This window comes from Streptomyces albiaxialis, from assembly GCF_039530985.1.
In the GTDB taxonomy this organism is placed as follows: Bacteria; Actinomycetota; Actinomycetes; order Streptomycetales; family Streptomycetaceae; genus Streptomyces; species Streptomyces albiaxialis.
This window is the reverse complement of the sequence record NZ_BAAAPE010000008.1, coordinates 318,014-342,589: the sequence shown is the minus strand read 5'-3', so window position 1 is coordinate 342,589 and position 24,576 is coordinate 318,014. Positions and strand designations below refer to the sequence as shown.

The following is a 24,576-nucleotide window of genomic DNA, read 5'->3' as shown; positions in this document are numbered from 1 at the left end:
GTCGCCGAGTGCCGGCGAGCTTGTGGCTCGGCGCGCAGTTCCCCGCGCCCCTGACGGGGCACTTCCGCGAGGGCGCTCCGAAGGTGCCGCTAAGGGGCGCGCGCTCGGCAGCGGTGGATTCGGGGCAGTCACGGGGTCCGGACTCCAGGGACGGCGGCCAACATGGGCGCGGGGCGCATGCGCGTGCCCAGCAGGACCATGCGTACCGCATGTTCGGCGGCGTCCGTGAGGTACTCGCGGGCATGCAGCAGCGCCTCGGCCAGCCCGACCGGCGCGGGGAGGATCGAGCGGTAGGCGTCGACGCCGACGGCACGCACCTCCTCGGCGCCGACCCCCAGCGTGCCGGCGAGGGCCAGTACGGGCCGGTCGAAGGCCTTCGCGCGGCGGGCGACCTCCGAGGGGACCTTGCCCCGCACGGTCTGGCCGTCGAGCGCGCCCTCCGCCGTCACCACGAGGTCCGCGCGGCCCAGCCGCGCGTCCAGGTCGAGCCGGTCGAGCAGCACGTCGAAGCGCGGCAGCAGCCGCGCGCCCAGCGCCGCGAGGCCCGCGCCGAGCCCGCCGGAGGCGCCCGTGCCGGGCGCGGACCGGAGATCGGCGTCCGCGCCGAGGTCCCGTACGAGTACGTCCGCCCACCGCTCCAGCCCGTACGAGAGCTGCTCGACCTGCGCCGGGGTCGCCCCCTTCTGCGGGCCGAAGACCCGCGCCACGCCCCGTTCCCCGCACAGCACGTTGAACGGGTTGCAGGCCACGAGCAGTTCGGTGTCCTTGAGGCGGGGGTCGAGGCCGCTCACATCGACGCGGTCGAGGAGGGGCAGCGCGTGGCCGCCGCGCGGCAGTTCCGCGCCGTCGGCGTCGAGCAGGCGCGCGCCGAGCGCCTGGAGCGCGCCCGCGCCCCCGTCGGACGTACCGGAGTCCCCGCAGCCGACGAGGACGCGCCGCGCCCCCGCGTCGAGGGCGGCGCGGATCAGCTCGCCGACGCCGTACGTCGTCGTCAGCCCCGGGTCGCGGCGGTCCGGGGGGACGAGCGTGAGCCCGGCGACCGCGGCCATCTCCACGAGCGCCGTCGGCACGGCGGGCACCGTCGCGCCCAGCATCGCGAAGTGCGTGCGCACCGGATCGCCGACGGGCCCCGTGGCCGTACGGCGCAGCAGCGTGCCGTCCGTCGCGGAGGCCAGCGCCTCGGCCGTGCCCTCGCCGCCGTCGACGAGCGGGATCAGGTCGACGGAGGCGTCGGGCGCGGCGCGCCGTACGCCCTCGGCGATGGCCTCGGCGGCGTCGCGCGCGGAGAGCGACTCCTTGAAGCCGGAGGGCGCCACAGCGATGTGCAGGGGATTGCGGAGGGTGTTCATCTGTCAGCTCCCAAAGGGTCGTTCAGCGCACGGAGACGCCGAGCAGCGGCCACACCGCGACGGCGAAGAGCAGCACGAGCGCCGCGGTGAGCGGCGCGAGCACGGCGGAGAGACGCAGCAGGTCGCGCGGGGTGTAGGTGGGGGTGTCCGGCACGTCGGCGAAGAGCGCGACGGGCTTCGCGGAGGCGGGCAACGTGTGGCAGAACCCGGCGGCGGCGGTCGAGGCGAGCGCCGCCGAGACGGGGTTGACGCCCGCGCCCGCAGCGGCGGCCACCACCAGCGGTACGAGCACGCTGGAGCGCGCGGAGCGCGACTGGAGCAGCAGGTGCGCGCCCGTACTGACCAGGACGACGGCCGCGAGGAACGCCCACGGCGGTACGGCCGCGTCCCCCGGCAACCCGCTCACCAGCCACTTCGCCGCGCCTGAGGCGGACAGGGCCACGCCCATCGCCATCGTCGCGGCCATGAACAGCAGCAGCGACCACGGCACGGTCTTCAGCGCGTCCTTGAGCCCGACCGTGCCGAGCGCGGGGGAGGCTGCCACGACCGCGCCGATGAGCGCGACGAGCGCGGGCGAGACCCCGTGCAGCGGTTCGCTGCACCACAGCGCGACCACCGTGCACAGCAGCAGCGCGGCCCGCGCCTCCGGCTGCGACAGCGGCCCCGTGACCGTGGTCTCCGAGTGCCGCTGGATGTCCTCGGCCGTGATCCGCACGGGACCCCTGCGGTCCTCGCGCCGGGTCGTCGTCAGCAGCACGGCCTCCGCCGCCAGATGGGACGTCACGACCGCCAGCGGCAGCCCGAGCAGCAGCCACTGCGCGAAGCCGACGTGCTCGCCCGCCGACTCCCACAGCACGCTCACCGTGATCAGGTGCGCGCCCGCGCCGATGAGCGTGGCGACGGCGGAGAGCAGGATCACCGTCGGGAAGAGCAGCGCCAGCATCACGACGAGCCGCCTGCGGTCCCGCAGCACCCGCGCCAGCGCGAGGAATACGGGCAGCGCGAGCGCGGCCCGCCCGGACGTCGCCGGAATCGCGAACGCGGTGACGACGAGCGCCGCGGTCGTCAGATGCGTGAGCTGCCGTACGGAACGGGCGCCGCTCACCAGGAACGCGGCGGCCCGCGCAGCGAGCCCCGTGCGCGAGATCGCGGCGGCGAGCACGAACGCGCAGATCAGCAGCCACACGGTCTCGTCGCCCAGCGTCCCGAAGAGGGTCTCGGAGCTGATCACCCCGGTGGCCGCGAGGGCGAGGCCCGCGCCGAGCGCGATGTACGTGTCGTCGATCGGCGTCCCGATCCACGCGCAGGTCGCCACCGCGAACACGGCGAGCGTCACCCGGGCGTCGCCGCTCAGCCCTTCGAAGTTGCCGGGCACGGCGAGCGCGGCGCATGCGCTCAGCGCGACCACGAGGGGTAGGGCTTGCCGGAGACTCAATGTCATGCGAATGAGTCTTCGACGACCCGGTGAGCCCTGAATGAGCCCTCTATGAAGGAGGTTTCATCCGAGTACTGAGCAGGGGGCAGCCCCTGCCGGTGCTTCGCAGGCCGCGCCTGCGTTGTGGTCGCTCGCGCAGTTCCCCGCGCCCCTTAGCGGCACCTTCGGAGCGCCCTCGCGGGAGTGCCCCGTCAGGGGCGCGGGGAACTGCGCGACAAGCCACGGCGAGAGGAGCGGCCTGCGACGCACCGGTCGGGGCAGCCCCTGTTCAGGCAGCCGGAAGTCACGGCAGGCGGTAGCCCATGCCGCGTACCGTCTCCACGCACGCGGCGCCCAACTTCTTGCGCAGAGCGCGCACGTAGACGTCGACGATGTTCGACCCGGGGTCGAAGTCGTAGCCCCACACGTGGGAGAGGATCTGCTCGCGGGAGAGGACCTGCCCCGGATGCCGCAGGAACAGCTCCAGCAGGACGAACTCACGGGCCGTCAGATCGACCGTACGGTCGTCGGCGCGCGCCCGCCGCGTGCGGAGGTCCAAGGAGAGAGCGCCGCTCCGCAGCACGGTGACCTCGGGCGTACGCGCGGCGGTGCGCAGCCGCAACCGCACGCGGGCCAGCAGCTCCTCGAAGCGGAACGGCTTCGTCATCCAGTCGTCGGCGCCGCCTTCGAGCCCGGCGACGGTGTCCCGCACCGAGTCGCGGGCGGTCAGCACGATCACCGGCACCGTGATCCGCGCCTCGCGCAGCTCCCGCAGCACCGTGAAGCCGTCGCGCCCCGGCAGTCCGATGTCGAGGATCACGAGGTCGAAGCCGCCCGTGCAGGCGTAGTCGAACGCGGTCTCGCCGTCCGCGGCGACCGTCGTCGTGAAGCCGCTGGCCCGCAGCCCCTTCTCCACGAACGCCGCGATCCGCTCCTCGTCCTCGACGATCAGGATCCGCGTCATTCCTCGTCCTCCTCCTCTTCCGCCACGTCGGCCGCGCTGTCCGGCAGGACCAGGACGAACGTGGCACCCCCGCCCTCCGTCGCGCGCAGCTCGACCCGGCCGGGCCCGGGGTGGCCCTCGGCGATGGCCTTCACGATGGACAGGCCCAGCCCGGCGCCGCTGCCGCGCGAGCCGCGCCGCGTCGTGCCCCGCCGGAACCTCTCGAAGATCAGCTCGCTGTCCTCGGCGCGCACGCCGGGCCCGCTGTCCGCGACGTACAGCTCCACCGCGCGGTCCTCGGGGAGGCGGCGCGAGCCGATCCGTACGCGCGCGCCCGGCGCCGTGTGCTGCACCGCGTTCTGCGCGAGCTGCACCATCGCCTGGGTGACGCGCTGCGGGTCGAGCAGCACGGTGCCCTCGGCGACCCCGTCGAGCCGCCAGTCGCGCTCGCCCAGCGTGCGGGCCTTCACGAAGACGTCGGCGGTCAGCTCGGCCAGCTCCACGGGGCCGGGCGTGACGAAGTCGGGGCGTTCGGCCTTGGCGAGCAGCAGCAGGTCCTCGACGATGCGGCTCATCCGGTCCAGCTCGTCCGTGACGACCCGCACCGTCTCCTCGCGCTCCTCCGGCTCGTCGCCCATCAGCTCCAGATGGCCCCGGACGATGGTGATGGGCGTACGCAGCTCGTGCCCGGCGTCGTCCACGAACTGCCGCTGCGCCGCGAAGGCCCGCTCCAGCCGGTCCAGCATCGCGTTGAACGTCTCGGCGAGCGCCGCGATGTCGTCCCGCCCCTGGACCGGGATCCGCCGGGTGAGGTCCTGCTCGGTGAGCTGCGCGGCCGTGGCCCGTACCAGCCGTACGGGCGCGAGGATGCGCCCGGCGACGACCCAGCCGATGCCGCAGGTCAGCAGCAGCGCGACGCCGGATATCGCGAGGAGGATGCGGAACACCTCGTCGGGCCCGGCCTGTTCGCGGTCGGCGTGGAAGGCGACGACGAACGTGCCGGGCTCCGTACGGCCGCCGGGCTCGATCGTCACCCGCGCCCAGCGGATCTCGCCCTCGGGCCGCTCCAGGGTGCCGGAGCGGGCCTCGCCCTCGGTGATGCGGCGCAGCGCCTCCTTGTCCTCGTGGAGCGGCAGGCCGGAGGGGATGTCGCGGCGCTGCCGGATCACGCTGTCGCCGTCGACGACGCCGAGCAGCTCCTCGTCGGGGTCGGAGTACTGCCGTTCCAGGAAGACGTGCAGGAGCCGGCGGGCGGTGGTGAAGGGGCGCCCGGTCTCGGGGTCCCTGCCGCGCTCCACGAAGTTCGCGAACTCCCCGGTCTCCTGGGCCAGCAGCCGGGAGATGCGGTGGTCGACATCGCGCGCCAGGATCGAGCGGGTGGTCGTGGCGACGGCGGTGAGCGCCACCGTCATCACCACGAGCAGCCACAGCAGGATGCGGACGCGCGCCGTTATCCGGGGCAGGGTGCGGGAGCCGGGTGTACGGTCCGCGTGATCAGCCGTCGTCACCGGGGCCGTCGTCGTCCTGGTCGCCCTTGTCGCTCTTCTCACCCTTGCCATTGCCGTCGTCGCCGTCGTCGTTCCCGTCGTTCCCGTCGTCGTCCGTCGCCGGCGGCTGGGGGACGGCCTCGTCGCCGGAGGGCGAGGGGTCCGAGGACTTCGGCGACTTCGAGGGCCCGTCCGAGGGGCCCCCGGAGGGGCTGCCCGAGGGGGCGGGGCTCTCGGACTCCAGCTCGACCTTCGCGGGCGGCTCCGGCGTATCGGGGCTGTCGGTGAGCGCGTAACTGGTGACGGCGATGCCCAGCGGAATCGCCACCACGGCCGCGAGAGTCGCTATGCGGTGGGAGAAGGCCATGCGGAAAAGGCTCCCCCGGGCACCCTTTCCGCCCGATGAACGCCGGATGAGGAAACCTTCATCCGGGGCCTTCGTCAGGAGCCGTCATCAGGAGCCTTCCTCCGGAGCTTTCCTCAGGCGTCCAGGCCGATGCTGAAGGCCGTCTCCAGGTCGTGCTGCGAGTAGGTGCGGAACGCGATGTGGGTCTCCGTCGACTCCACGCCCGGCACCTTGCTGATGCGGCCGGGGATGACGTCCGCGAGATCGTCGTGGCGGGCCACGCGCACCATCGCGATCAGATCGTGCGCACCGGTCACGGAGTAGACCTCGCTGACGCCCTCCAGCGCGGCGATCTGCTCGGCGATCTCCGGAATGCGGTCGGTGCTGGTCTTGATGAGCACGATCGAAGTGATCACGGCGGGCTCTCTCCCTCGGACGCGGGCGCTGGCGCTGGCGATGGCCACTTTACTCAGGCTTGCCTGGTGGTTGCCGTGCCGAGCGCGTCGGCCGGCCTGCTTGTCCGGCTGGGGGTCCGGGGGTCGTCCCCCGGGAAGACGCAGCAGCCCGGCGGAACCGGAGCCACGCATAGAGGAAGCCCAGCGTGAAACCGACCACGTGGGCGAGATGCGCGACCCCCGGACCGTCGGTGTCCCGGCGCACCGCGAGCCACTGGAGCGTCAGCCAGAACAGCAGCACGATCCAGGCGGGGAAGCGCAGCGGCAGGAAGAAGAGGAAGGGGAAGACGCTGGTCACCCGCGTACGGGGAAAGAGGTAGAGGAAGGCGCCGAGGACCCCGGAGATCGCCCCGGAGGCCCCGACGAGGGTCTCGGCCGACTCCGGGTGCGAGGCGGCGTAGCAGAGCATCGCGGCGTAGCCGACGCACAGATAGAAGAGGGCGAAGCGTGCCGGGCCCATCCGCTGCTCGACCATCCCGCCGAAGACGAACAGGAAGAGGAGGTTGCCGAGCAGATGGAGCCAGTTGCCGTGCAGGAAGAGCGCGGTCAGCGGCGCGAGCAGCGGCCGGACGGCGCCGCTGAGCAGGGTGCGCGGCACCACGCCCCAGCGGTTGAAGTACGCGGACTGCGCCTCCCGCAGCGCCTCGCCCGTCCCGTACGAGGGGGAGAAGCCCGAGGCGGGGCCGATGAGGAAGATCAGGCAACAGGAGCCGATGAGGGTATAGGTCATCACGGAGCGTGGCGTTCCGGGCGAGCGAGCGGTGCCGTCCATGCGCGGATGATGACGGCTCCACTACGGCGCGTACGCCACGACACACGCGGCGGGCGGCAGGCCGTAGGGTTGACGCCCGGCAGTGCAGGACTCTCCCCGGGTCCTCCGAGGCTCCCCGGGCTCCCCGGGCTCCGAAGGAAAGAGGACGAGACAATGGCGGTCCCCACCCCCACGGCAGAGACCCGCTGGCGCTGCACGCTCTGCGGCAATCTGACGCGGTTCGACGTGACGCGCTCCAGCAAGGTGGTGGAGTACGTCCATCTGGACCTGGCGGGGGAGCCGAAGGTCGAGGAGCGGGAGGTGCTCAGTGAGAGCATCGAGTCCGTGCGCTGCCGCTGGTGCAATGCCGTGGACGAGGTCGAGCTGGTCGACCGCCCTGGCGCAGAGGTCTGAGGAACGGCGGGTGTGACCGGTGGTGGAACGGACGGGCGACGAGCCGGACGCCGGAGGCGTCGGCGAGGGCGTTCCCGACGTCCCCGGCATTCCCGGCGCCCCTGACGCCGCCGATGCCACTGGCGCCCCTGATGCCCCTCACGCCGCTGACGTTCCGGAGGACGCCCCCGAGGACGCCCCCGAGGACGCTCCGGAGGAGGACGGTGCCGCCGCCGAGCCGGAGGCGCTGGACCGGCCCCTGCCGGAGAAGGTGCGCCGCCGCGTCGTGGCCCTCACCGGTGACGCGCTCGGCGGACTGACCCTCGCCGAACTCCCCGCGCCCCTGCGCCAGTACGCCCGCTTCACCCCGCAGCGCCGCACCAAGTTCGGCGGCAACGCGATGGCGGCCGAACTGGAGGGCGACGCGGTCTTCCGGCAGCGCATCGCCGCGCGGTTCCGCGAGAGGTTCCCCGAGCTGGCGGGGGCGCTGGAGGAGTCGGGCCCGCCGCCCGCCGCCGACCCCGTGGATGTCGCCGCGCTCGCCTACGTGCTGCGGCCCGCGGGCTGGGCCAAGCTCGTCGCCGCCGCGGGCGAGGAGGCCCAGCGCGCCCAGGCCGAACGCGCGGGCGAGGAGGCCCAGCGCGAACTGGCCCGGCTCCGCGAGGAGCTGGCCCAGGCCAGGGCCGCCGCGCGCGCCGACTCCGAGGAGGCGCGCACCGAGCTGGACGCCCTCCGCCGCGAACTGGACTCCACCCACCGCAAGCTGCGCAGCGCCCAGAGCGACGTACGGCGCGGCGAGGCCGAGGTCCGCAAGATCCGCGCCGAGCTGGAGTCCGTACGGCACGCGGCGAGCGCCGAGAAGGCCGCGGCCGACGGCGAGGTGCGGCGCCTCAAGTCCCGGCTCGCCGAGGCCGAGTCCGCGCTGGAGTCCGGGCGCCGCGCGGCCCGTGAGGGGCGCAGCGTCGAGGACATGCGGGTCCGGCTGCTGCTCGACACGGTCCTGGACGCCGCGCAGGGGCTCCGCCGCGAGCTGGCGCTGCCCCCGGCGGCGACCCGCCCTGCCGATACGGTCGACGCGGTCGAACCCGGACAGATGACCCCCAAGGACGTGGCCGCCAGGGCCCTTTCGGACACCGACCCGGCGCTCCTCGACCAACTCCTCGCCCTGCCCCAGGCCCACCTCGTCGTCGACGGCTACAACGTCACCAAGACCGGCTATCCCGCGCTCCCGCTGGAGAAGCAGCGGCTGCGGCTGCTGGGCGGACTCGCGATCCTCGCGGCCCAGTCGGGCGCGGAGGTGACCTGCGTCTTCGACGGCGCGGAGCTGGCGGCGCCGGTGCTGCTCGCGCCGCCGCGCGGTGTCCGCGTCCTCTTCTCGAAGCCGGGCCAGACGGCGGACGAGCTGATCCGCCGCCTTGTCCGTGCCGAACCGCCGGGCCGGCCCGTGGTGGTCGTCTCCTCGGACCGCGAGGTCGCCGACGGCTGTGCCGCGGCCGGGGCCCGACCGGTCGCCTCTTCCCTGCTCCTGAATCGCCTTGCCCGGACGTAAGACGCCCACCGGGTTGCCCGTTTCGCTCGTCGCGCGACTGCGGGTCCGCCGTGGCCGGCCGCGCAGTTCCCCGCGCCCCTGAAGCAGCCCCTTCGGGGCGCTTCGGGGCCCGACGGGAGCGCCCCGTCAGGGGCGCGGGGAACTGCGCGAGCGAGCACGACGCGGTCGCAGCCGCCCGACGGCAGTCGGGGCACCCCAATGGGCGCTGGGAGAGACGGTGCGTAATTGGTTTGTCGCGCCCTGTGCGGTGCAGGTAAAAGATTGCGCTTGCCGATGCCCTTTTTTCCAGAGGGATTTGATCCTACGAGTTACCCATGGCTAGTGTCTGGCCCGAACCTTCGCGCGGTTGATCACCCATCCGGGGTGACCGCGGAGGCCCGCCCACGTCCGTCGGAGTTGACCGCCCGGCACGGCAGTGGCGGCTGAGGAGAAGGAGCTCGCCTCCAGTGGCGTCCCACCGTCGTCCCAAGCAGCCGGGCCGCGCACGAGTCGGTGTGTTCACTCTGACCGCCGCGGCCGCAGTCGCCCTCACTTCGCAGGCGGCGCACGCCGATCCGCAGACGTCGAAGAAGGACGTCAAGGAGAAGGTCGACAAGCTCTACGAGGACGCCGAAGGCGCCACCGAGAAGTACAACGGCGCCAAGGAGAAGCAGAAGAAGCTCCAGAAGCAGGTCGAGAACCTGCAGGGCAGCGTGGCCCGCGGTCAGGGCCAGCTCAACAAGATGCGCGACAACCTCGGTTCGATGGCCACCGCGCAGTACCGCTCGGGCGGCATCGACCCGTCCGTGCAGCTCTTCCTCTCCTCCGACCCGGACAACTACCTGGACCGGGCCTCGGCCATGGACCAGTTGAGCGGCAAGCAGGCCGCAGCGCTCAAGAAGGTCCAGTCGAAGCAGCGTTCCCTCGCGCAGCAGCGCAAGGAGGCCGCCGGCAAGCTGAAGGACCTCGCCGAGACCCGCAAGGAGCTGGGCGACAAGAAGAAGAGCATCCAGGGCAAGCTCTCCAAGGCACAGTCCCTGCTCAACTCCCTCAGCGCGAAGGAGCGCGAGCGCCTCCAGGAGAAGCAGGAGCGCGCCGACCGCGACTCCCAGAAGCGCGCCGAACTCCCCAGCAACGACGCCCCGTCGGGCAAGCCCGGCTCCGGCCGCGCGGCCTCCGCCTTCGCCGCCGCCAAGGGCAAGATCGGCAGCCCGTACGTGTGGGGCGCCACCGGCCCCAGCTCCTTCGACTGCTCGGGCCTCACCTCGTGGGCGTACAAGCAGGCGGGCGTCTCCCTGCCGCGTACGTCGCAGGCCCAGGCCAACGCGGGCACCCGGATCTCCAGCCAGAGCCAGCTCAAGGTCGGCGACCTGGTCTTCTTCTACAACGACCTGCACCACGTGGGCTTCTACGCGGGCAACGGCCAGATCCTGCACGCCCCGAAGCCGGGTGCGAACGTCCGCTTCGAGTCGATCAACAACATGCCGTTCATGTTCGGCGCGCGCGTCGGCTGACCGACGGGCGCACGGCTCCCGGCCGGATCAACCGCCGGTCCTACGATCGTTAAACGTCGTTCCTCCGGGTGAATCCGGCGGGGCCGGGGTGACCCCCGTACCCCGCCGGTGACCTGCACCGTCACCGTGCCGCACGCGGCACATGCGGATTCTCTTGCGAGTCACGGTCCTTGGAGCCCCGGGACGGCGCGGCTACATTCTGCGGGCGCAGTTCGCCTCGCGGAAGGAGCGCGTCCCCCAGTGGCATCGCACCGGTCCCCTCGACGTACCCCGCTGCCGGTCCACGGCTGGCCCGCCCGGGTCACCGTGCTGTCGGCCGCGGCGGCCTCGGCCGCCGCGCTCGCGCCCGGCAGCGCGGGCGCCCGGCCCGCCGACGACCCGGCGCGCCCCTCGGCCGCCACGGTCAACTCCCGCATCGACCGCCTCTACGAGCAGGCGGAGGGTGCCACGGAGAAGTACAACGCGACGGCGGAGAGCGCGGGCAAGCTCCGCGAGCAGGTCGAGACCGTCCAGGACCGCGTGGCCCGCGGCCAGGCGAAGGTGAACCGGCTGCGGGGCGAGCTGGGCGGGCTCGCCGGGGAGCAGTACCGCTCGGGCGGCATCTCCCCGTCCGTCGCGCTGCTGCTCACCGCCGACCCGGACAGCTATCTCGACAAGGCCTCCGCGCTCGACCGCGTCAGCAGCCGCCAGTCGCTCCAGCTCCGCCAGCTCCAGGCCGCCCAGCGCGAGCTGAAGCGGCAGCGCACCGAGGCGACCGGCAAGCTCGCCGACCTCGAACAGCACACGCGGACCCTGAGGAAGCAGAAGCGGAACGTGCAGCGGAAGCTCGGCGCCGCACGCCGCCTGCTCCACGAGCTGACCCCGAAGCAGCGCGCCGAGCGCGAGCGCGCCTCGCGTGAGGGCGGCCGGGGGCAGCAGAGCGGGGACACGCCCGACCTCGGCGGCGACCGGGCGTCCTCGGGCCGCGCCGCCGCCGCCGTGGCCGCCGCCAAGTCCGCCGTCGGGAAGCCCTATGTGTGGGGCGCCGCCGGGCCCAGCTCGTTCGACTGCTCGGGGCTGACCCAGTGGGCGTACGGGAAGGCGGGCACCTCCATCCCGCGCACCTCGCAGGGGCAGCGCGGCGCGGGCAAGCAGGTCCCGCTCTCCCAGGCCCGCCCCGGCGACCTGGTGGTCTACCGGGACGACGCCAGCCACGTGGGGATGTACGTGGGCAACGGCCAGGTGGTCCACGCCCCGCACCCCGGCGCCCCCGTGCGGTACGACCCGGTGGGCATGATGCCCGTCTCCTCGGTGACCAGGCCCTGAGCATTCGCACGTACGATCGCGTGTGTGAAGGACTGGAGGAGCGGGCGGCGGCCGGCGGGCGCGGTCCTCGCGCTCGCGCTGCTGGCCGGGGCGGTCTCCTGCGGTGACGACGGCGCCGGGAGCGCCCCGCCCGGCGCCCCGTTCCAGCGGGTGCTGGACCGGCAGGCGGCGGCCGTGCGCGACGGCGACGAGGGCGCCTATCTCGCGACCGTCGCCCCCGGCTCCCGCGACCACGGGCGCCAGGTGTTCCGGAATCTGCGAAGGCTGCCGCTCGCCACGTGGACGTACGACGTCACCGGGGTGACCGGCACCACCGTCGAGGCCCGGCTGCGCTACCGCCTCAAGGGGTACGACCGCGCGACGACCTCCGCCGTGGAGAAGCTGACGTTCTCCCGGAAGCGCGGCACGTGGCGCGTCGAGGGCGAGGCGCCCGGCAGCGCCCGGCAGTTGTGGGAGCAGGGCGCGATGAGCGTCGTGCGCGGCGCGCGCAGCCTCGTCCTCGGCGTCGGCCGCGAACGGTCCGAGCTGCGCCGGCTCGCGCGCACCGCCGACGCCGCCGTGCCCGCCGTCCAGCGCCACTGGCCCCGCGCCTGGTCGCGCAGGCTCGTGCTGGAGGCCCCGTCCTCGGTGAAGGACCTCGCGCGGCTGCTGGGCGAGTCCCCGTCCGCGTACGCGGGCATCGCGGCCGTCACCACCGGCGAGGCCAGCGGCAAGGGCGAGCCGGACGCGCCCTCGGACCGCGTGCTGATCAACCCCGAGGCGTACGCGGCGCTCAGTGCGGAGGGGCGGCAGATCGTCACGACCCACGAGGCCGTGCACGTCGCCACCCGGCGCCAGACCACCCCCGCGACCCCGATGTGGCTCTCCGAGGGCATCGCCGACTGGGCGGCGTACCGCGACAGCGGGCAGGGGCCGCGGCAGGCCGCGCCGGAGCTGGCCGGGGCCGACGGGCCGCCCCGCGCGCTGCCCCGGGACGAGGACTTCCGCTTCGGCTCGGGCTCCGACCGGCTGTCCCGCGCCTACGAGGGGAGCTGGCTGGCCTGCCGCATGATCGCCGAACGGTGGGGCGAGAAGCGGCTGCTGGCGCTCTACGCGCGGGTGGGCGAGGGCGAGCGCGGCGGCACCGACCGCGCGCTGCGGTCCGTACTGGGGATCGGCGAGGCCGAGTTCACCGCACGCTGGCGCGCGTACGTCGAGGACGAGGTGGGCTGAACGTTCCTCCTCACCAGGAGAGGAGCCGCTCGGGGCGGGCGGGCGCCGCCGCGCGCTCGCGGTCCTCGGCCGCGCGGCGCCTCGGCCCGGTCACCGTGTCCTGCCACAGCCGCGCGCAGGCCAGCGCCGAGGCCGCCACCAGCAGCCCGTTGCGCGCGGCGAGCAGCACGATGCCGCGCCAGTCGCTCGCGACGACGTGCGTGAACCAGACGGGGAACTCCAGCGCCGTCAGGCCCGTCGCGACCAGCACCAGGACGGCCGGGAGCGCGAGCCGGCTCGCGCGCAGCGACAGGCACACGGCCGCGAGCCCCACCAGCCAGATCATGTACTGCGGGCTGAGCACCCGGCTCGTCGTCGTGAAGAGCAGCACCGCCGCGAACGCCGCGTCCGCCGGGGTGCTCGGCGTCCACTCCACCGCCTGGATCCGCCACAGCAGCATCCAGCCGCCCGCGAGCACCGACAGCACCAGCGCCGCGCTGCTGACCAGGTCCACATGAGGGCCGAGGAACTCCATCGAGCCGTAGTGCAGCAGCACCTGGCCCTCCCAGCCGAAGTGCCGCGCGACGTGCAGGACCAGCGCGCCCAGCGACTCGATCTCGGTGCCCCGGCCCTCCTGCGCGGTCAGGAAGTCCAGCGCCCCCGGCATCGTCGCCGCGAACCCCGCCGTCAGCAGCGCCGCGACCGCGACCGCCGTCGTCCACGCGGCCCGCGAGGCCCGGCCGCGCGGGGTGCCGAGGAGCAGCAGCGCGGGCCACACCTTCACCATCGCGCCGAGGGCCGCCAGCGCCGCGCCGACGCGGGGGTGGCGGACCGCGGCGATCAGCGCGGCGACGGCGAGGGCGGTGACCATCAGGTCGTAGCGCGCGTACGCCGTAGGCCCCAGCAGCGGTACGCCCGCGATCCACACCCACGCGCCCGCGCGCCGCGCGTCCGTACGGCGGCGGGCGTACAGCAGCAGCGCGAGGACGGCGGCGTCGGCGGCGCAGGCCAGCACGTAGAACGCCGAGGCGTAGCCGAGCAGGCCCAGTCCGGTGAAGACGGCGGGGGAGAGGATCACCAGCGCGGCGGCGGGCGGATACTGCCACGTCACGTCGTCCGCCGGGAACGAGCCGCCGCTGAGCGTCTCGAACCAGCCGCGGTAGATCACCGACACATCGGACGTCACATCCTGGCCCGGGGTGTCGATCACGTGGAAGACGCACAGCAGCAGTACGGCGCGCGTGACAGCCCAGGCCGCCAGCGGGCCGCTGACGGTCCCTGTCCTTCGCATGCGGCCATCATGCCGTTCCTGACCGTGACCTGCCACGAGGAGGGTGACACTCCGCACTGTCGTGCCCAGCGACCCGGTAACGTCGGGCGCGATGCGTAAAACCTTGATCGTCACCAACGACTTCCCGCCCCGGCCCGGCGGGATCCAGGCGTTCCTGCACAGCATGGCGCTGCGGCTCGACCCGTCCGAGGTCGTGGTCTACGCGTCGACGTGGAAGCGGAGCCGCGAGGGCGTCCGGGCGACGGCCGAGTTCGACGCCGAGCAGCCTTTCACGGTCGTCCGCGACCGTACGACGATGCTGCTGCCCACGCCCCGGGTGACCCGGCGCGCGGTCCGGCTGCTGCGCGAACACGACTGCCGGTCGGTCTGGTTCGGCGCCGCCGCGCCCCTCGGGCTGATGGCCCCCGCGCTGCGCCGGGCCGGGGCCGAGCGGCTGGTGGCGACCACGCACGGGCACGAGGCGGGCTGGGCGCAGCTTCCCGTCGCGCGGCAACTCCTGCGGCGGATCGGCGAGGGCACGGACACGCTCACGTACCTCGGCGAGTACACCCGCTCCCGGATCGCGAGTGCGCTCAGCCCTTCGGCGGCGTCCCGCATGGTCCAACTGCCGCCCGGCGTCGACGAGAAGACCTTCCACCCGGGGTCGGGCGGCGAGGCGATCCGCGCCCGGCTGGGCCTCGCGGAGCGCCCCGTCGTGGTCTGCGTCTCGCGCCTCGTCCCGCGCAAGGGGCAGGACACGCTGATCCAGGCGATGCCGCGCGTGCTGTCCGCCGTGCCGGACGCGGTGCTGCTGATCGTGGGCGGCGGGCCGCACCGCGCCGACCTCGAACGGATGGCCGCCGACCGCGGCCTCACGGACTCGGTCCGCTTCACCGGGCCCGTGCCCTGGGAGGAACTCCCCGCGCACTACGGGGCGGGCGACGTCTTCGCCATGCCGTGCCGGACGCGGCGCGGCGGGCTCGACGTCGAGGGGCTCGGCATCGTCTACCTGGAGGCGTCGGCGACGGGCCTGCCCGTTGTCGCGGGCGACTCCGGGGGTGCGCCGGATGCCGTCCTGGACGGCGAGACGGGCTGGGTCGTCCGCGGCGGCCACCCCCGCGAGGCCGCGGACCGCCTCATCGAGCTGTTGCGCGACCCGGCACTCCGGTCCCGTATGGGCGAACGGGGCCGGACCTGGGTCGAATCCCACTGGCGCTGGGACCTCCTCGCGGACCAACTCCGCGAACTCCTGTAAGCCCGCAATACTTCTGGGCTTGCCCCTTCAGGGGCGCGGGGCTGTATTCAAGTTGCGGCTCCGCCGCGCGGGGGCTTGCCAACTAGGGGCGCGGGGAACTGCGCGCCCAGCCCCGACGCGGGCGCGCCCCGCGAACCACAGCCCGGGGCACCCCGAACCCGGCCCTGTACGCGGGGCACCCGGCGCAGGGGGCTGCGCTTGCCAACCCTGCGCCTTGCGCAGACTTCCCAAGCTTCGCGGGAGGGCGAAGCGGACGTGCCCCGTTAGGGGCGCGGGGAACTGCGCGGCCAGCTACGACGCGGGCGCGGCCCGCGAAGCACAACCCGGGGCACCCCGAACCCGGCTCTCTTGCCGGAGCACCCGGCGTAGGGGGCTGCGCTTGCCAACCCTGCGCCTTGCGCAGACTTCCCAAGCACAGTCGGGTGGAGGGAGAAGCAGAGGTGCGGTTACTTGGTGTAGATCGCTTCGATCTCGTCGGCGAAGTCCTTCGCGACCACACCACGCTTGAGCTTCAAAGAGGGCGTCACATGACCCGACTCCTCCGTGAACTGGTGCTTGAGGACGCGGAACCTGCGGACCGACTCCGCCTTGGAGACGGCCTTGTTGCCGTCGTCCACGGCACTCTGCAGCTCGGCGAGCAGGTCCGGGTCGGACAGGAGCGCGTCGTGCGACAGCGACTCCTTGCCGTGCTCCTTCGCCCAGCGGGGCAGGAACTCCTCGTCGACGGTGAGGAGGGCCCCGACGAAGGGGCGGCCGTCGCCGACGACCATGCACTCGGCGATCAGCGCGTGCGCGCGGATGCGGTCCTCGATGACCGCCGGGGCGACGTTCTTGCCGCCCGCCGTCACCAGGATCTCCTTCTTGCGCCCGGTGATGGAGAGGTAGCCGTCGACGTCGAGCGTGCCGAGGTCACCGGTGTGGAACCAGCCGTCGGCGAGGGACTCGGCGGTGGCCTGCTCGTTGTTCCAGTAGCCGGTGAAGAGGTGTTCGCCGTGGAGCAGGACCTCGCCGTCGTCGGCGATGCGGACGACGGAGCCGGGCAGCGGCTGCCCGACGGTGCCGATCTTCGGCCGGTCGTAGGGGTTGAACGTGGTGGCCGCGCAGGACTCCGTCAGGCCGTAGCCCTCCAGGACGGTGAAGCCGAGGCCGCGGAAGAAGTGGCCGAGGCGCTCGCCCAGCGGGCCGCCGCCGCTGATCGCGTGGGTCGCGCGGCCGCCGAGCGCGGCCCGCAGCTTGCCGTAGACGAGCTTGTCGAAGAGCTTGTGCTGGAGGCGAAGGCCCAGCGAGGGGCCGCCCTTCTCGTCGAGCGCCCGCGAGTACGCGCCCGCGACGTCCGCCGCGCGGTCGAAGATCTTGCCCTTGCCGGTCGCGACGGCCTGCGCGCGCGCCGAGTTGTAGACCTTCTCGAAGACGCGCGGCACCCCGAGCACGACCGTCGGCCGGAAGGAGGCCAGCTCGTCGGTGAGCGTCTTGACGTCGGAGACGTGCCCGAGCTTGATCGGCGCCATCAGCGCGGCGACCTCCACGAGCCTCCCGAGCACGTGCGCGAGCGGCAGGAAGAGCAGCACCGAGCCCTCGCCCGTGCGGAACATCGGGCGCAGCCGCTCGACGACGTTGCCGCACTCGGCGAAGAAGCTGCGGTGGGTGAGGACGCAGCCCTTGGGGCGGCCGGTGGTGCCCGAGGTGTAGACGATCGTGGCGGGGGAGTCGGCGTTCGCGGCGGAGCTGCGTTCGTCCACGGTCGCGTCGTCCACGGCGGCGCCCGCCGCCGTCAGGGCGGCGACGGCGCTCTCCGTGCCGTCCGACGGCTCGATCTGCCACAGGTGCGCGAGCCCCGGGAGCCGGTCGCGGACGGAGGCGACGGCCTCGGCGTGCGCGTCGGTCTCGACGAGGCAGGCGACCGCGCCCGAGTCGCTGAGGATCCAGGAGATCTGCTCGGGCGAGCTGGTCTCGTAGACGGGGACGGTCACGCCGCCCGCGGTCCAGATCGCGAAGTCCAGCAGCGTCCACTCGTACCGCGTGCGCGACATCAGCGCGACCCTGCCGCCCGGCTCGACGCCCGCCGCGATCAGGCCCTTCGCCGCCGCCCGTACCTCGGCGAGGAACACGGTCGCGGTCACGTCCTCCCAGCGCCCGTTCCGCTTGCGCCCTACGACGGCGACGTCCGGATGCTGCGCCGCGTTGCGGCGGATGAGATCCGTGAGGTTGCCGTCGGCGGGGACTTCGTAGAGGGCCGGAAGGCTGAACTCGCGCAAGACTGCTGCTCCTCGTCGGCACCGGACAGGGGGCCGTCGGGGGCGGCCTCCATTGGCTCGGCCCAAGAAACGTGGGGGGTTCGGATCTTGGGAGGGGGTTGACGGCCCGGACGTTACCCATGGGTATCGCTTGCGGGATAGGGGGAGACCCCGAGATGTCTTGTGCGTCACACGCCGGAGGTCTGTTTTGTGCAGCCTAGACCAGGTGTTCGGTGACCCGACAGTATCCTTCGGGCCCCGAATCCCCGGGCCCTCGGCGGACCCGCAGGTCAGGCGGTGTGCAGGAAGTCGGATTCCGGGCCGTCGCGGGCGGACGGCGTGCGTACGCTGACGTCATGCGAGTCCATGTGGTGAGCGATGTGCACGGCAACAGCGGGGACCTCGCGCGTGCCGGCGACGGCGCCGACGCGCTCGTGTGCCTGGGCGACCTGATCCTCTTCCTCGACTACGCCGACCACTCGCGCGGCATCTTCCCCGACCTGTTCGGGGTGGAGAACGCGGACCGGATCGTCGCGCTGCGCACCGCGCGCCGCTTCGACGAGGCCCGCGAGCTGTCGCGCCGCCTGTGGTCCGACGTGGACCGCGCGAAGGTGACCGAGGAGGCGGTGCGCAGGCAGTACGCGGAACTCTTCGCGGCCTTCCCCGACCCGACGTACGCGACCTACGGCAATGTCGACATGCCGCCCCTGTGGCCCGAGTACGCGGGCCCCGGCACCACCGTGCTGGACGGCGAGACGGCCGAGATCGGCGGCTGGCGCTTCGGCTTCGTCGGCGGCGGGCTGCGTACCCCGATGCGCACGCCCTTCGAGATCGACGACGAGACGTACGCCGCGAAGATCGCCGCGCTCGGCGAGATCGACGTGCTGTGCACCCACATCCCGCCCGACGTGCCCGAACTCTGCTACGACACGGTCGCGCGCCGTTTCGAGCGCGGCAGCGCGGCCCTGCTGGACGCGATCCACGCCGTGCGCCCGCGCTACCACCTCTTCGGCCATGTCCATCAGCCGCTGGTCCGGCGCATGCGGATCGGCGCCACCGAGTGCGTCAACGTCGGCCACTTCAACGCGACCGGCACCCCCTGGGTGCTGGAGTGGTGACCACCGACGCGGCACCCCCTCGGGGCGCGCGGTAGCCTTCCACGGCAGAACCGGAGTACCGGGCGCCAGGGGATCGCAGCAAATCGGAGGGCCATCGCGATGGCGGAACACACCAGCTCGAGCATCACCGTCGAAGCGGCGCCCGGCGCCGTGATGAAGGTGATCGCCGACTTCCCCCGCTACCCGGAGTGGGCGGGCGAGGTCAAGGAGGCGGAGGTGCTCGGTGAGGACGCCGAGGGCCGCGCCGAGCAGGTCCGCCTGCTGCTGGACGCCGGAGCGATCAAGGACGAGCACACCCTCGCGTACGAGTGGATCTCGGGCCCCGGCACCGGCGGCGAGGTCAACGAGGTGCGCTGGAAGCTGGTGAAGTCGCAGATGCTGCGCTCCCTCGACGGCGCGTACCACCTCACGCCCCTGGAGGACGGCTCCCGCACCGAGGTGACGTACCGCCTCACCGTGGACGTCAAGATCCCGATGCTCGGGATGATCAAGCGCAAGGCCGAGAAGGTCATCATCGACCGCGCCCTCGACGGGCTGAAGAAGCGCGTCGAGTCCGGCGCGGCCGACGGCGCCGCCGGGAGCGGGGCCGAGAACTGAGCGAGCAGGAGTCCGAGGGGTCCGGCGGTACGGAGGAGACCCGGCCGCAGACCGTCCTCGTCACGGGGGCCGGGGGCTCGGGGCGTACGACCATCGCCGCGGCCACTGCGTGCGCCGCCGCGGCCGAGGGCCAGCGAGTCCTCCTCGTCAGCGCCGAATCCGGGGGCCGGCTCCGCGCGCTGCTGGGCGAGGGTGAGGGCGAGAGCGGGGACGGCGCGGAGGGCGACGGTCCCGGCACCCCCGTCGCCCTCCGCGCCGTGCCCGGCCTGTGGCTCGCCCGTATCGACGCGGGCGAGGAGTTCCGTACGCGCGGCGCGGCGCTCCAGGAGCGGGGGAAGGCCGCGCTCGATCTGCTCGGCACGGCCCCGCTCGACGGGGAGGAGCTGACGGAGCTGCCCGGCGCCGGGACGTTCGCGCTGGTGCACGCGCTGGGCCACGCGCGTTCCGCCGACTGGGACACCGTCGTCATCGACCTGCCCCCGACCCCGTACGGGCTCAACGCGCTCGTGCTGCCCGAGCAGTTGCGGCGGTACCTGCGCCGTCTCGTCCCGCCCGAGCGGCAGGCCGCGCGCGCCCTGCGCCCGGTGCTCGCCCAGCTCGCCGGGGCCCCGGCGCCCGGCCCGTGGCTGTACGAGGCGACGGCGCGCTGGGAGCGCGAACTCGCGGCGGTGCAGGACGTCGTGGAGTCCCCGCACACGGCCGTACGGCTCGTCGCCGAGCCCGGCCCGCTGGCCGCCGACGCGCTGCGCACGGCGCGGGCCGGACTGCGGCTGCACGGGCTGGCGCTGGAGGCCGTCGTCGCCAACCGGCTGCTCCCGGCCGGTTCCGCCGACCCCTGGCTCGCCTCGCTCTCCGGGCAGCAGCAGGACGTGCTCAAGGAGCTGCGCGCGACGTGCGAGGCCGAAGGCGTGCCGCTGTGCGAACTCCCGCACCTCGGGCGCGATCCGCGCGGCCCCGAGGACCTCGCCGCGCTCGCGCGCGCGGCCCGTGCCACCGCCTCGCGGGTCCCGGACCCGCAGGGCCCCGCGCGGCACGGCTGGGTCGAGGACCGGCTGGAGACCGACGGCCACCTCGTGTGGCGGCTGCCGATGCCCGGCGCCGAGCGCGGCGAACTGGAGCTGGTGCGGCGGGGCGACGAGCTGATCGTCGGCGTCGGCCCGTACCGCCGGGTGCTGCCGCTGCCCCCGGCGCTGCGCCGCTGCCGGGTCGCGGGCGCGGGGCTGCGCGGGGGCGAGCTGGGCGTCCGTTTCCGCCCGGACCCCGACCTCTGGCCGTCGGGGCACTGAGGGCGGGCCGTCGAGTAACCTCGGTTGAGTCCCAGGAAACTGCGAGGAGACCGCCATGAGCGACGACGTCGAGCGCACCCTCTCCGAGCCCGCGTCGCGGCCCGACCCCGACGCCTGGGCGACGGCCTGCGAGGAGGACCTCAAGGCGGAGAAGGCCCGCCGCCGCGCCCAGTACGGCCCGCCGCCCACGAACGCGGCGGAGGAGCTGCGCCGCCTCGCCGACGCCGTCACCGAGAAGGTCGCCGGGCTGAGCAAGCCGCTCGGCGGGGCCATGGCCTCGGCCGCCGCGCAGGGCGTGGCCCAGCAGTTGATCGCGCAGGCCAAGGCGTCGATCGAGCCGGTGGTCGCCCGTAATCCGCAGCTCTTCGACCACCTCGCCGCGGCGGGCAACGAGCTGCTGGCTGCCTACCGCTCCGCCGTCCACGACGCCGAGCGCCGCTGGACCTCCGAGGGCACCGGCGGCACCGATCCGCGCGACGAGCACGTGGAGCTGGACGAGCCCGCGGACGTCCCCGACGACCGGGCCGCACTGGACAAGCGGCTCGACGAGCGCGTGGAGCTGGACGACGCGGATCACGCGGATCACGCGGACGACGCGGCGGCGGGCACGGACGGCGCCGACGGCAAGGACGCCCGCGACGCCTCGGACGACCCCCGCGACGACAGCGTCTGACCTCGGTTTCCCGCCCTGCCACAAGCGGGACTGAACCCGGCACACGAGGCCCCTCCGGTACGGTTGTCGGCGGCGGGGTCAGACCGGATAACCGAGGGACACATGGGACTCACTATCGGCGTCGACATTGGCGGCACCAAGATCGCGGCAGGCGTTGTCGACGAGGAAGGCACCATCCTCGAAACGAGCACGGTGCCGACGCCGCCCACCCCCGACGCCGTCATCGACGCGATCGCGGACGCGGTCCGCCAGGCGAGCTCGTCCTACCGGGTCGAAGCGGTCGGCATCGGAGCGCCGGGGTACGTGGACGACAAGCGCGCCACCGTGCTGTTCACCCCCAACCTGAGCTGGCGGCACGAGGCGCTCAAGGACAAGGTCGAGCAGCGTATCGACGTCCCCGTGGTGATCGAGAACGACGCGAACGCCGCGGCCTGGGGCGAGTACAAGTTCGGCGTCGGCACCGGCCACGGCGAGGTCGTCTGCATCACCATCGGCACGGGCCTGGGCGGCGGCGTCATCATCGGCGGCAAGCTGCACCGCGGACGCTTCGGCGTGGCCGCCGAGTTCGGCCACATCCGCATGGTGCCGGACGGCCTGCTGTGCGGCTGCGGCAACCAGGGCTGCTGGGAGCAGTACGCCTCGGGCCGCGCCCTCCTCCGCTACGCCCAGCAGCGCGCCTCCGCCACCCCGGAGAGCGCCGCCATCCTGCTCGGCCTGGGCGACGGCACCACCGAGGGCATCGAGGGCAAGCACATCAGCGAGGCGGCCCGGCAGGGCGACCCCGTCGCCATCGACTCCTTCCGCGAGCTGGCCCGCTGGGCGGGCGCGGGCCTCGCCGACCTGGCCTCGCTCTTCGACCCGGGCGCGTTCATCGTCGGCGGCGGCGTCTCCGACGAGGGCGAGCTGGTGCTCGACCCGATCCGCAAGTCGTACCGCCGCTGGCTCGTCGGCAGCCGCTGGCGGCCCCACGCCGAGGTGCTCGCCGCCCAACTCGGCAACAAGGCGGGGATGGTGGGCGTCGCGGACCTGGCCCGGCAGGGCTGAGACCCCGGAAGGGCTGAGCACCCATGACTCCTCTGACGGACCTGCCGTCCTCCCGTACCGAGCCGGACGGTTCGGCCGTCGTCCGGCTGCTCAGCTACAACATCCGCTCGATGCGCGACGACAAGGGGGCGCTCGCCCGGGTCATCCGGGCCTGCGCCCCCGACGTCGTCTGCGTCCAGGAGGCGCCCCGCTTCTTCCGGTGGCGCAAGTACGCCTCCCGGCTCGCCATGTCGGCCGAGCTGCACTACGTCACGGGCGGCGCCACCGCGAGCGGCCCGATGATCCTCTCCTCCCTGCGCCCGCACGTGGAGCACACGGAGGACGTGCTGCTGCCCCGTACGCCGGGGCTGCACCAGCGCGGCTTCGCGACGGCCGTGCTGCGCTTCGGCACTGCCGCGCGGCTGGGCGTGGTGAGCTGCCACCTGAGCCTGCAGAGCAGCGAGCGGTACGAGCAGGGGGGCCTGCTCCTGGAACGGCTGCGCGCCCTCGGGCCGTACGCGGTCGCGGCCGGTGACCTCAACGACCGCCCGAAGGGCCGTACGTTCCGCCGCCTGGCCGGAGAGCTGCAGGACGGCTGGGCCACGGCGCCTTGGGGCTCCGAGATGACCTCGGAGCCCCGTGATCCGCGGCAGCGGATCGATGCCGTGTTCGCCACGGGGGGCGTGGAAGTGCTGGGGTGTGGGGTGCCGGTGGGGTTGCCCGGCGTGGAAGAGAGTGACCTCTTGTCGGCCACGGACCACTTGCCGGTGCTGGCCGCACTCCGCGTGCCCCCTGCTTGAGGGGCTGCCAAGGGGCTGCCCCTTGCGGTGCGCTGCAGACTCCGGGTGCGTCGTGGCCGCTCGCGCAGTTCCCCGCGCCCCTGAAGGGCACCTTCGCCCTGCCCTCGCAGGAGTGCCCCGTCAGGGGCGCGGGGAACTGCGCGACAGGCCACAGCGCAGCCGCAGCCCGCGAAGGCGCGTGGCGGGGCAGCCCGTGCCCGGCACGGCTATACGACGGCGCCTCGGCCCGGGTCGTCCCAGTCGTCGTCGTCTCGGCCATCGCGCATCCGCGCGATCAGCGTGCCGAAGCCGCCCAGGAAGCCGCCGACGCCGAGCGTGACGATCCACCACGTCAGGTGGACCTGGAAGAGGATCGCGCCGAGCAGCAGGAGCGGGCCGCCCAGGACCGCGAGCCAGGCGAACTTGGTCGTGACGTCGGTCTCCGGGAGCGGCGGGGGCTCGGGCGGCACGAAGTGGCCCTCGTCCTCGTCGTCCGGGCCGTCCCAGTCGCGGGGGCCCGTCCCCGCCGCGTACACCGTGAAGCTGCGGACCGGGGGGTCGCTCTCCGCGCTGTCGCCGCCCGGCTTGGTGAGCGTGTCGCCGTCCGGCTCACGGGGAGCGTCGGGCTCGGCCTCCTTTTCCGAGTCCGAGTCCGAGTCCGGGTCGGGGCCGGGGCCGGGGTCGTCCGCGGGCTCTTCGCCGTACGCGGCGACGATCTGGGCCCAGGCCGCCTCCTCGTCCGGAGGCAGGGTGGGCTCGCGGCGCGCCCCGCCGGGGGTCTCGTCGTCGCCGCGCTCCGCGTCCGGGTCACGCTCCGTCACTTGCCGCCCTCTTCGCCGTCAGCCGGGTGATGAATCCGTACGAGTCCGCGAAGATGCTCTCCGCGTCATGGTCCAGCGTGGCCACGTGATAGCTGCGCTCCAGCACGGTCTCCGTCACGTCCACCGAGGAGACCTTGCCGAGCACCAGCGCCGAGTCGCCCGGCGGGACCACATGATCGGTCCTGCTGTGCAGCACCAGCAACGGCTGGGTCACCTGCGGCAGTTCAGCGCGGATGACGCGCGAGAAATTCCGCACCTCGTACGCGGCGCGGGTCGGCACCCGCTCGTACCCCACCTCGGCGGAGCCCTCCTTGGCGATGTCGCTGGCGATGCCCTTGGCCGAGCGCAGCACGTGACGGCCCAGCGGCAGCAGGTAGCCCTCCAGCCGGGGGAAGGTCGCCATCGGGTTCACGACCACGACGCCGCTGATGTCGGCGCCGTGCCGGGCGGCGAGGCGGAGGGCGAGCGCGCCGCCCATCGACAGGCCGCAGACGAAGACCTGGTCGCAGCGCTCCTTGAGGAGCCGCAGCTCGCGCTCCACCGTCGCGTACCAGTCCACCCAGCCCGTCAGCTCCAGGTCCTCCCAGCGGGTGCCGTGGCCCGGCAGCAGCGGCAGGGAGACGGTCAGGCCGCGGTCGGCGAGGTGCTCGGCCCAGGGGCGCAGCGATTGCGGGGTACCCGTGAAGCCGTGACAGAGCAGCACACCCACCTCGGACGATCCGTCGCGCCGCAGGGGCTCGGCACCAGGAAGGATGGGGGTCACGGTGGGCCTCCAGGGGGCTCGTCAGTGGTCGGCTGCTGGTCGGGGGAGGTGCTGCCACCCTAGCCGCGCGGTCCCGTGGCG

The 24,576-nt window shown here is 73.6% G+C and carries 23 protein-coding genes; 12 read left to right on the top strand and 11 right to left on the bottom strand.

Annotated features, from left to right (window positions below; genetic code table 11):
• Positions 1-128: 128 nt before the first annotated feature.
• From ABD343_RS17730 to ABD343_RS17700, 7 genes are all read right to left on the bottom strand, one after another.
• Entirely contained in the window at positions 129-1,349 is a 1,221-nt protein-coding gene (locus ABD343_RS17730; RefSeq protein WP_344529181.1) for a glycerate kinase family protein, read from the bottom strand.
• A gap of 22 nt (positions 1,350-1,371) precedes the next feature.
• The gene (locus ABD343_RS17725; RefSeq protein WP_344529179.1) at positions 1,372-2,790 is read right to left on the bottom strand and encodes an SLC13 family permease; all 1,419 of its coding nucleotides are present in this window, start codon (positions 2,788-2,790) and stop codon (positions 1,372-1,374) included.
• A gap of 277 nt (positions 2,791-3,067) precedes the next feature.
• The gene (locus ABD343_RS17720) at positions 3,068-3,727 is read right to left on the bottom strand and encodes a response regulator transcription factor (protein ID WP_344529177.1); all 660 of its coding nucleotides are present in this window, start codon (positions 3,725-3,727) and stop codon (positions 3,068-3,070) included.
• Complete coding sequence (locus tag ABD343_RS17715; protein ID WP_425578206.1) at positions 3,724-5,214, bottom strand: sensor histidine kinase; 1,491 nt, start codon at positions 5,212-5,214, stop codon at positions 3,724-3,726. Before ABD343_RS17715 ends, ABD343_RS17720 begins: the two co-directional genes overlap by 4 nt.
• Positions 5,201-5,560, bottom strand: a complete 360-nt coding sequence (locus ABD343_RS17710) for a hypothetical protein (protein ID WP_344529175.1) — start codon at positions 5,558-5,560, stop codon at positions 5,201-5,203. Before ABD343_RS17710 ends, ABD343_RS17715 begins: the two co-directional genes overlap by 14 nt.
• A 113-nt stretch (positions 5,561-5,673) precedes the next feature.
• Entirely contained in the window at positions 5,674-5,955 is a 282-nt protein-coding gene (locus ABD343_RS17705; RefSeq protein ID WP_344529173.1) for an Lrp/AsnC family transcriptional regulator, read from the bottom strand.
• 49 nt (positions 5,956-6,004) lie between these two features.
• Positions 6,005-6,766 carry a rhomboid family intramembrane serine protease gene (locus ABD343_RS17700; protein ID WP_344529171.1) on the bottom strand — a complete coding sequence of 254 codons (762 nt, stop codon included), beginning with the start codon at positions 6,764-6,766 and terminating at the stop codon, positions 6,005-6,007.
• Positions 6,767-6,919: 153 nt separating this feature from the next.
• Between ABD343_RS17700 and ABD343_RS17695 the strand changes: the two genes are divergently transcribed.
• From ABD343_RS17695 to ABD343_RS17675, 5 genes are all read left to right on the top strand, one after another.
• The gene (locus ABD343_RS17695) at positions 6,920-7,159 is read left to right on the top strand and encodes a hypothetical protein (RefSeq protein ID WP_344529169.1); all 240 of its coding nucleotides are present in this window, start codon (positions 6,920-6,922) and stop codon (positions 7,157-7,159) included.
• 226 nt (positions 7,160-7,385) lie between these two features.
• Positions 7,386-8,687, top strand: coding sequence for an NYN domain-containing protein (locus ABD343_RS17690; protein WP_344529327.1), 1,302 nt, complete (start codon positions 7,386-7,388; stop codon positions 8,685-8,687).
• 446 nt (positions 8,688-9,133) lie between these two features.
• A complete protein-coding gene (locus tag ABD343_RS17685) occupies positions 9,134-10,180 on the top strand; it encodes a C40 family peptidase (protein WP_344529167.1) in 1,047 nt (348 codons plus the stop codon).
• 240 nt (positions 10,181-10,420) lie between these two features.
• On the top strand, positions 10,421-11,485 hold the full coding sequence (locus tag ABD343_RS17680) for a C40 family peptidase (RefSeq protein WP_344529165.1): 1,065 nt from the start codon (positions 10,421-10,423) through the stop codon (positions 11,483-11,485).
• A gap of 24 nt (positions 11,486-11,509) precedes the next feature.
• Positions 11,510-12,697, top strand: a complete 1,188-nt coding sequence (locus ABD343_RS17675) for a hypothetical protein (protein WP_344529163.1) — start codon at positions 11,510-11,512, stop codon at positions 12,695-12,697.
• Between the two features lie 10 nt (positions 12,698-12,707).
• Here ABD343_RS17675 and ABD343_RS17670 read toward each other — a convergent pair whose 3' ends face one another.
• Positions 12,708-13,967 (bottom strand): glycosyltransferase 87 family protein, encoded by a 1,260-nt coding sequence (locus tag ABD343_RS17670; protein WP_344529161.1) that lies wholly within the window; start codon positions 13,965-13,967, stop codon positions 12,708-12,710.
• 91 nt (positions 13,968-14,058) lie between these two features.
• Here ABD343_RS17670 and ABD343_RS17665 point away from each other — a divergent pair, with 91 nt between their 5' ends.
• Positions 14,059-15,201 carry a glycosyltransferase family 4 protein gene (locus ABD343_RS17665; RefSeq protein ID WP_344529159.1) on the top strand — a complete coding sequence of 381 codons (1,143 nt, stop codon included), beginning with the start codon at positions 14,059-14,061 and terminating at the stop codon, positions 15,199-15,201.
• A gap of 446 nt (positions 15,202-15,647) precedes the next feature.
• On the opposite strand, the gene ABD343_RS17660 is transcribed toward ABD343_RS17665, so the two are convergent.
• Positions 15,648-17,456, bottom strand: a complete 1,809-nt coding sequence (locus ABD343_RS17660) for an AMP-dependent synthetase/ligase (protein WP_344529157.1) — start codon at positions 17,454-17,456, stop codon at positions 15,648-15,650.
• A gap of 335 nt (positions 17,457-17,791) precedes the next feature.
• Between ABD343_RS17660 and ABD343_RS17655 the strand changes: the two genes are divergently transcribed.
• The 6 genes from ABD343_RS17655 to ABD343_RS17630 all read left to right on the top strand — a co-directional run bounded on the left by ABD343_RS17655 (position 17,792) and on the right by ABD343_RS17630 (position 22,932).
• Positions 17,792-18,553: a metallophosphoesterase family protein gene (locus tag ABD343_RS17655; protein ID WP_344529155.1), complete on the top strand. Its 762-nt coding sequence runs from the start codon at positions 17,792-17,794 to the stop codon at positions 18,551-18,553.
• A gap of 99 nt (positions 18,554-18,652) precedes the next feature.
• The gene (locus tag ABD343_RS17650; protein WP_344529154.1) at positions 18,653-19,150 is read left to right on the top strand and encodes an SRPBCC family protein; all 498 of its coding nucleotides are present in this window, start codon (positions 18,653-18,655) and stop codon (positions 19,148-19,150) included.
• 92 nt (positions 19,151-19,242) lie between these two features.
• Positions 19,243-20,436, top strand: a complete 1,194-nt coding sequence (locus tag ABD343_RS17645; RefSeq protein WP_425578211.1) for an ArsA family ATPase — start codon at positions 19,243-19,245, stop codon at positions 20,434-20,436.
• A gap of 55 nt (positions 20,437-20,491) precedes the next feature.
• A complete protein-coding gene (locus ABD343_RS17640) occupies positions 20,492-21,109 on the top strand; it encodes a DUF5304 domain-containing protein (protein WP_344529153.1) in 618 nt (205 codons plus the stop codon).
• Positions 21,110-21,211: 102 nt separating this feature from the next.
• On the top strand, positions 21,212-22,153 hold the full coding sequence (locus ABD343_RS17635) for an ROK family glucokinase (RefSeq protein WP_344529151.1): 942 nt from the start codon (positions 21,212-21,214) through the stop codon (positions 22,151-22,153).
• A 23-nt stretch (positions 22,154-22,176) separates the two neighbouring features.
• A complete protein-coding gene (locus ABD343_RS17630) occupies positions 22,177-22,932 on the top strand; it encodes an endonuclease/exonuclease/phosphatase family protein (protein ID WP_344529149.1) in 756 nt (251 codons plus the stop codon).
• 206 nt (positions 22,933-23,138) lie between these two features.
• Here ABD343_RS17630 and ABD343_RS17625 read toward each other — a convergent pair whose 3' ends face one another.
• Complete coding sequence (locus ABD343_RS17625; RefSeq protein WP_344529147.1) at positions 23,139-23,732, bottom strand: hypothetical protein; 594 nt, start codon at positions 23,730-23,732, stop codon at positions 23,139-23,141.
• The gene (locus tag ABD343_RS17620) at positions 23,719-24,495 is read right to left on the bottom strand and encodes an alpha/beta hydrolase (protein ID WP_344529145.1); all 777 of its coding nucleotides are present in this window, start codon (positions 24,493-24,495) and stop codon (positions 23,719-23,721) included. The genes ABD343_RS17625 and ABD343_RS17620 overlap by 14 nt, the downstream gene beginning before the upstream one ends.
• Positions 24,496-24,576 lie beyond the last annotated feature (81 nt).

Coding starts and splice junctions, on each gene's coding strand:
- ABD343_RS17670 (WP_344529161.1), bottom strand. CDS start 13,967: ATGCGAAGGACAGGGACCGTCAGCGGCCCGCTGGCGGCCTGGGCTGTC.
- ABD343_RS17725 (WP_344529179.1), bottom strand. CDS start 2,790: ATGACATTGAGTCTCCGGCAAGCCCTACCCCTCGTGGTCGCGCTGAGC.
- ABD343_RS17655 (WP_344529155.1), top strand. CDS start 17,792: ATGCGAGTCCATGTGGTGAGCGATGTGCACGGCAACAGCGGGGACCTC.
- ABD343_RS17720 (WP_344529177.1), bottom strand. CDS start 3,727: ATGACGCGGATCCTGATCGTCGAGGACGAGGAGCGGATCGCGGCGTTC.
- ABD343_RS17695 (WP_344529169.1), top strand. CDS start 6,920: ATGGCGGTCCCCACCCCCACGGCAGAGACCCGCTGGCGCTGCACGCTC.
- ABD343_RS17710 (WP_344529175.1), bottom strand. CDS start 5,560: ATGGCCTTCTCCCACCGCATAGCGACTCTCGCGGCCGTGGTGGCGATT.
- ABD343_RS17700 (WP_344529171.1), bottom strand. CDS start 6,766: ATGGACGGCACCGCTCGCTCGCCCGGAACGCCACGCTCCGTGATGACC.
- ABD343_RS17650 (WP_344529154.1), top strand. CDS start 18,653: ATGGCGGAACACACCAGCTCGAGCATCACCGTCGAAGCGGCGCCCGGC.
- ABD343_RS17730 (WP_344529181.1), bottom strand. CDS start 1,349: ATGAACACCCTCCGCAATCCCCTGCACATCGCTGTGGCGCCCTCCGGC.
- ABD343_RS17635 (WP_344529151.1), top strand. CDS start 21,212: ATGGGACTCACTATCGGCGTCGACATTGGCGGCACCAAGATCGCGGCA.
- ABD343_RS17630 (WP_344529149.1), top strand. CDS start 22,177: ATGACTCCTCTGACGGACCTGCCGTCCTCCCGTACCGAGCCGGACGGT.
- ABD343_RS17665 (WP_344529159.1), top strand. CDS start 14,059: ATGCGTAAAACCTTGATCGTCACCAACGACTTCCCGCCCCGGCCCGGC.
- ABD343_RS17640 (WP_344529153.1), top strand. CDS start 20,492: ATGAGCGACGACGTCGAGCGCACCCTCTCCGAGCCCGCGTCGCGGCCC.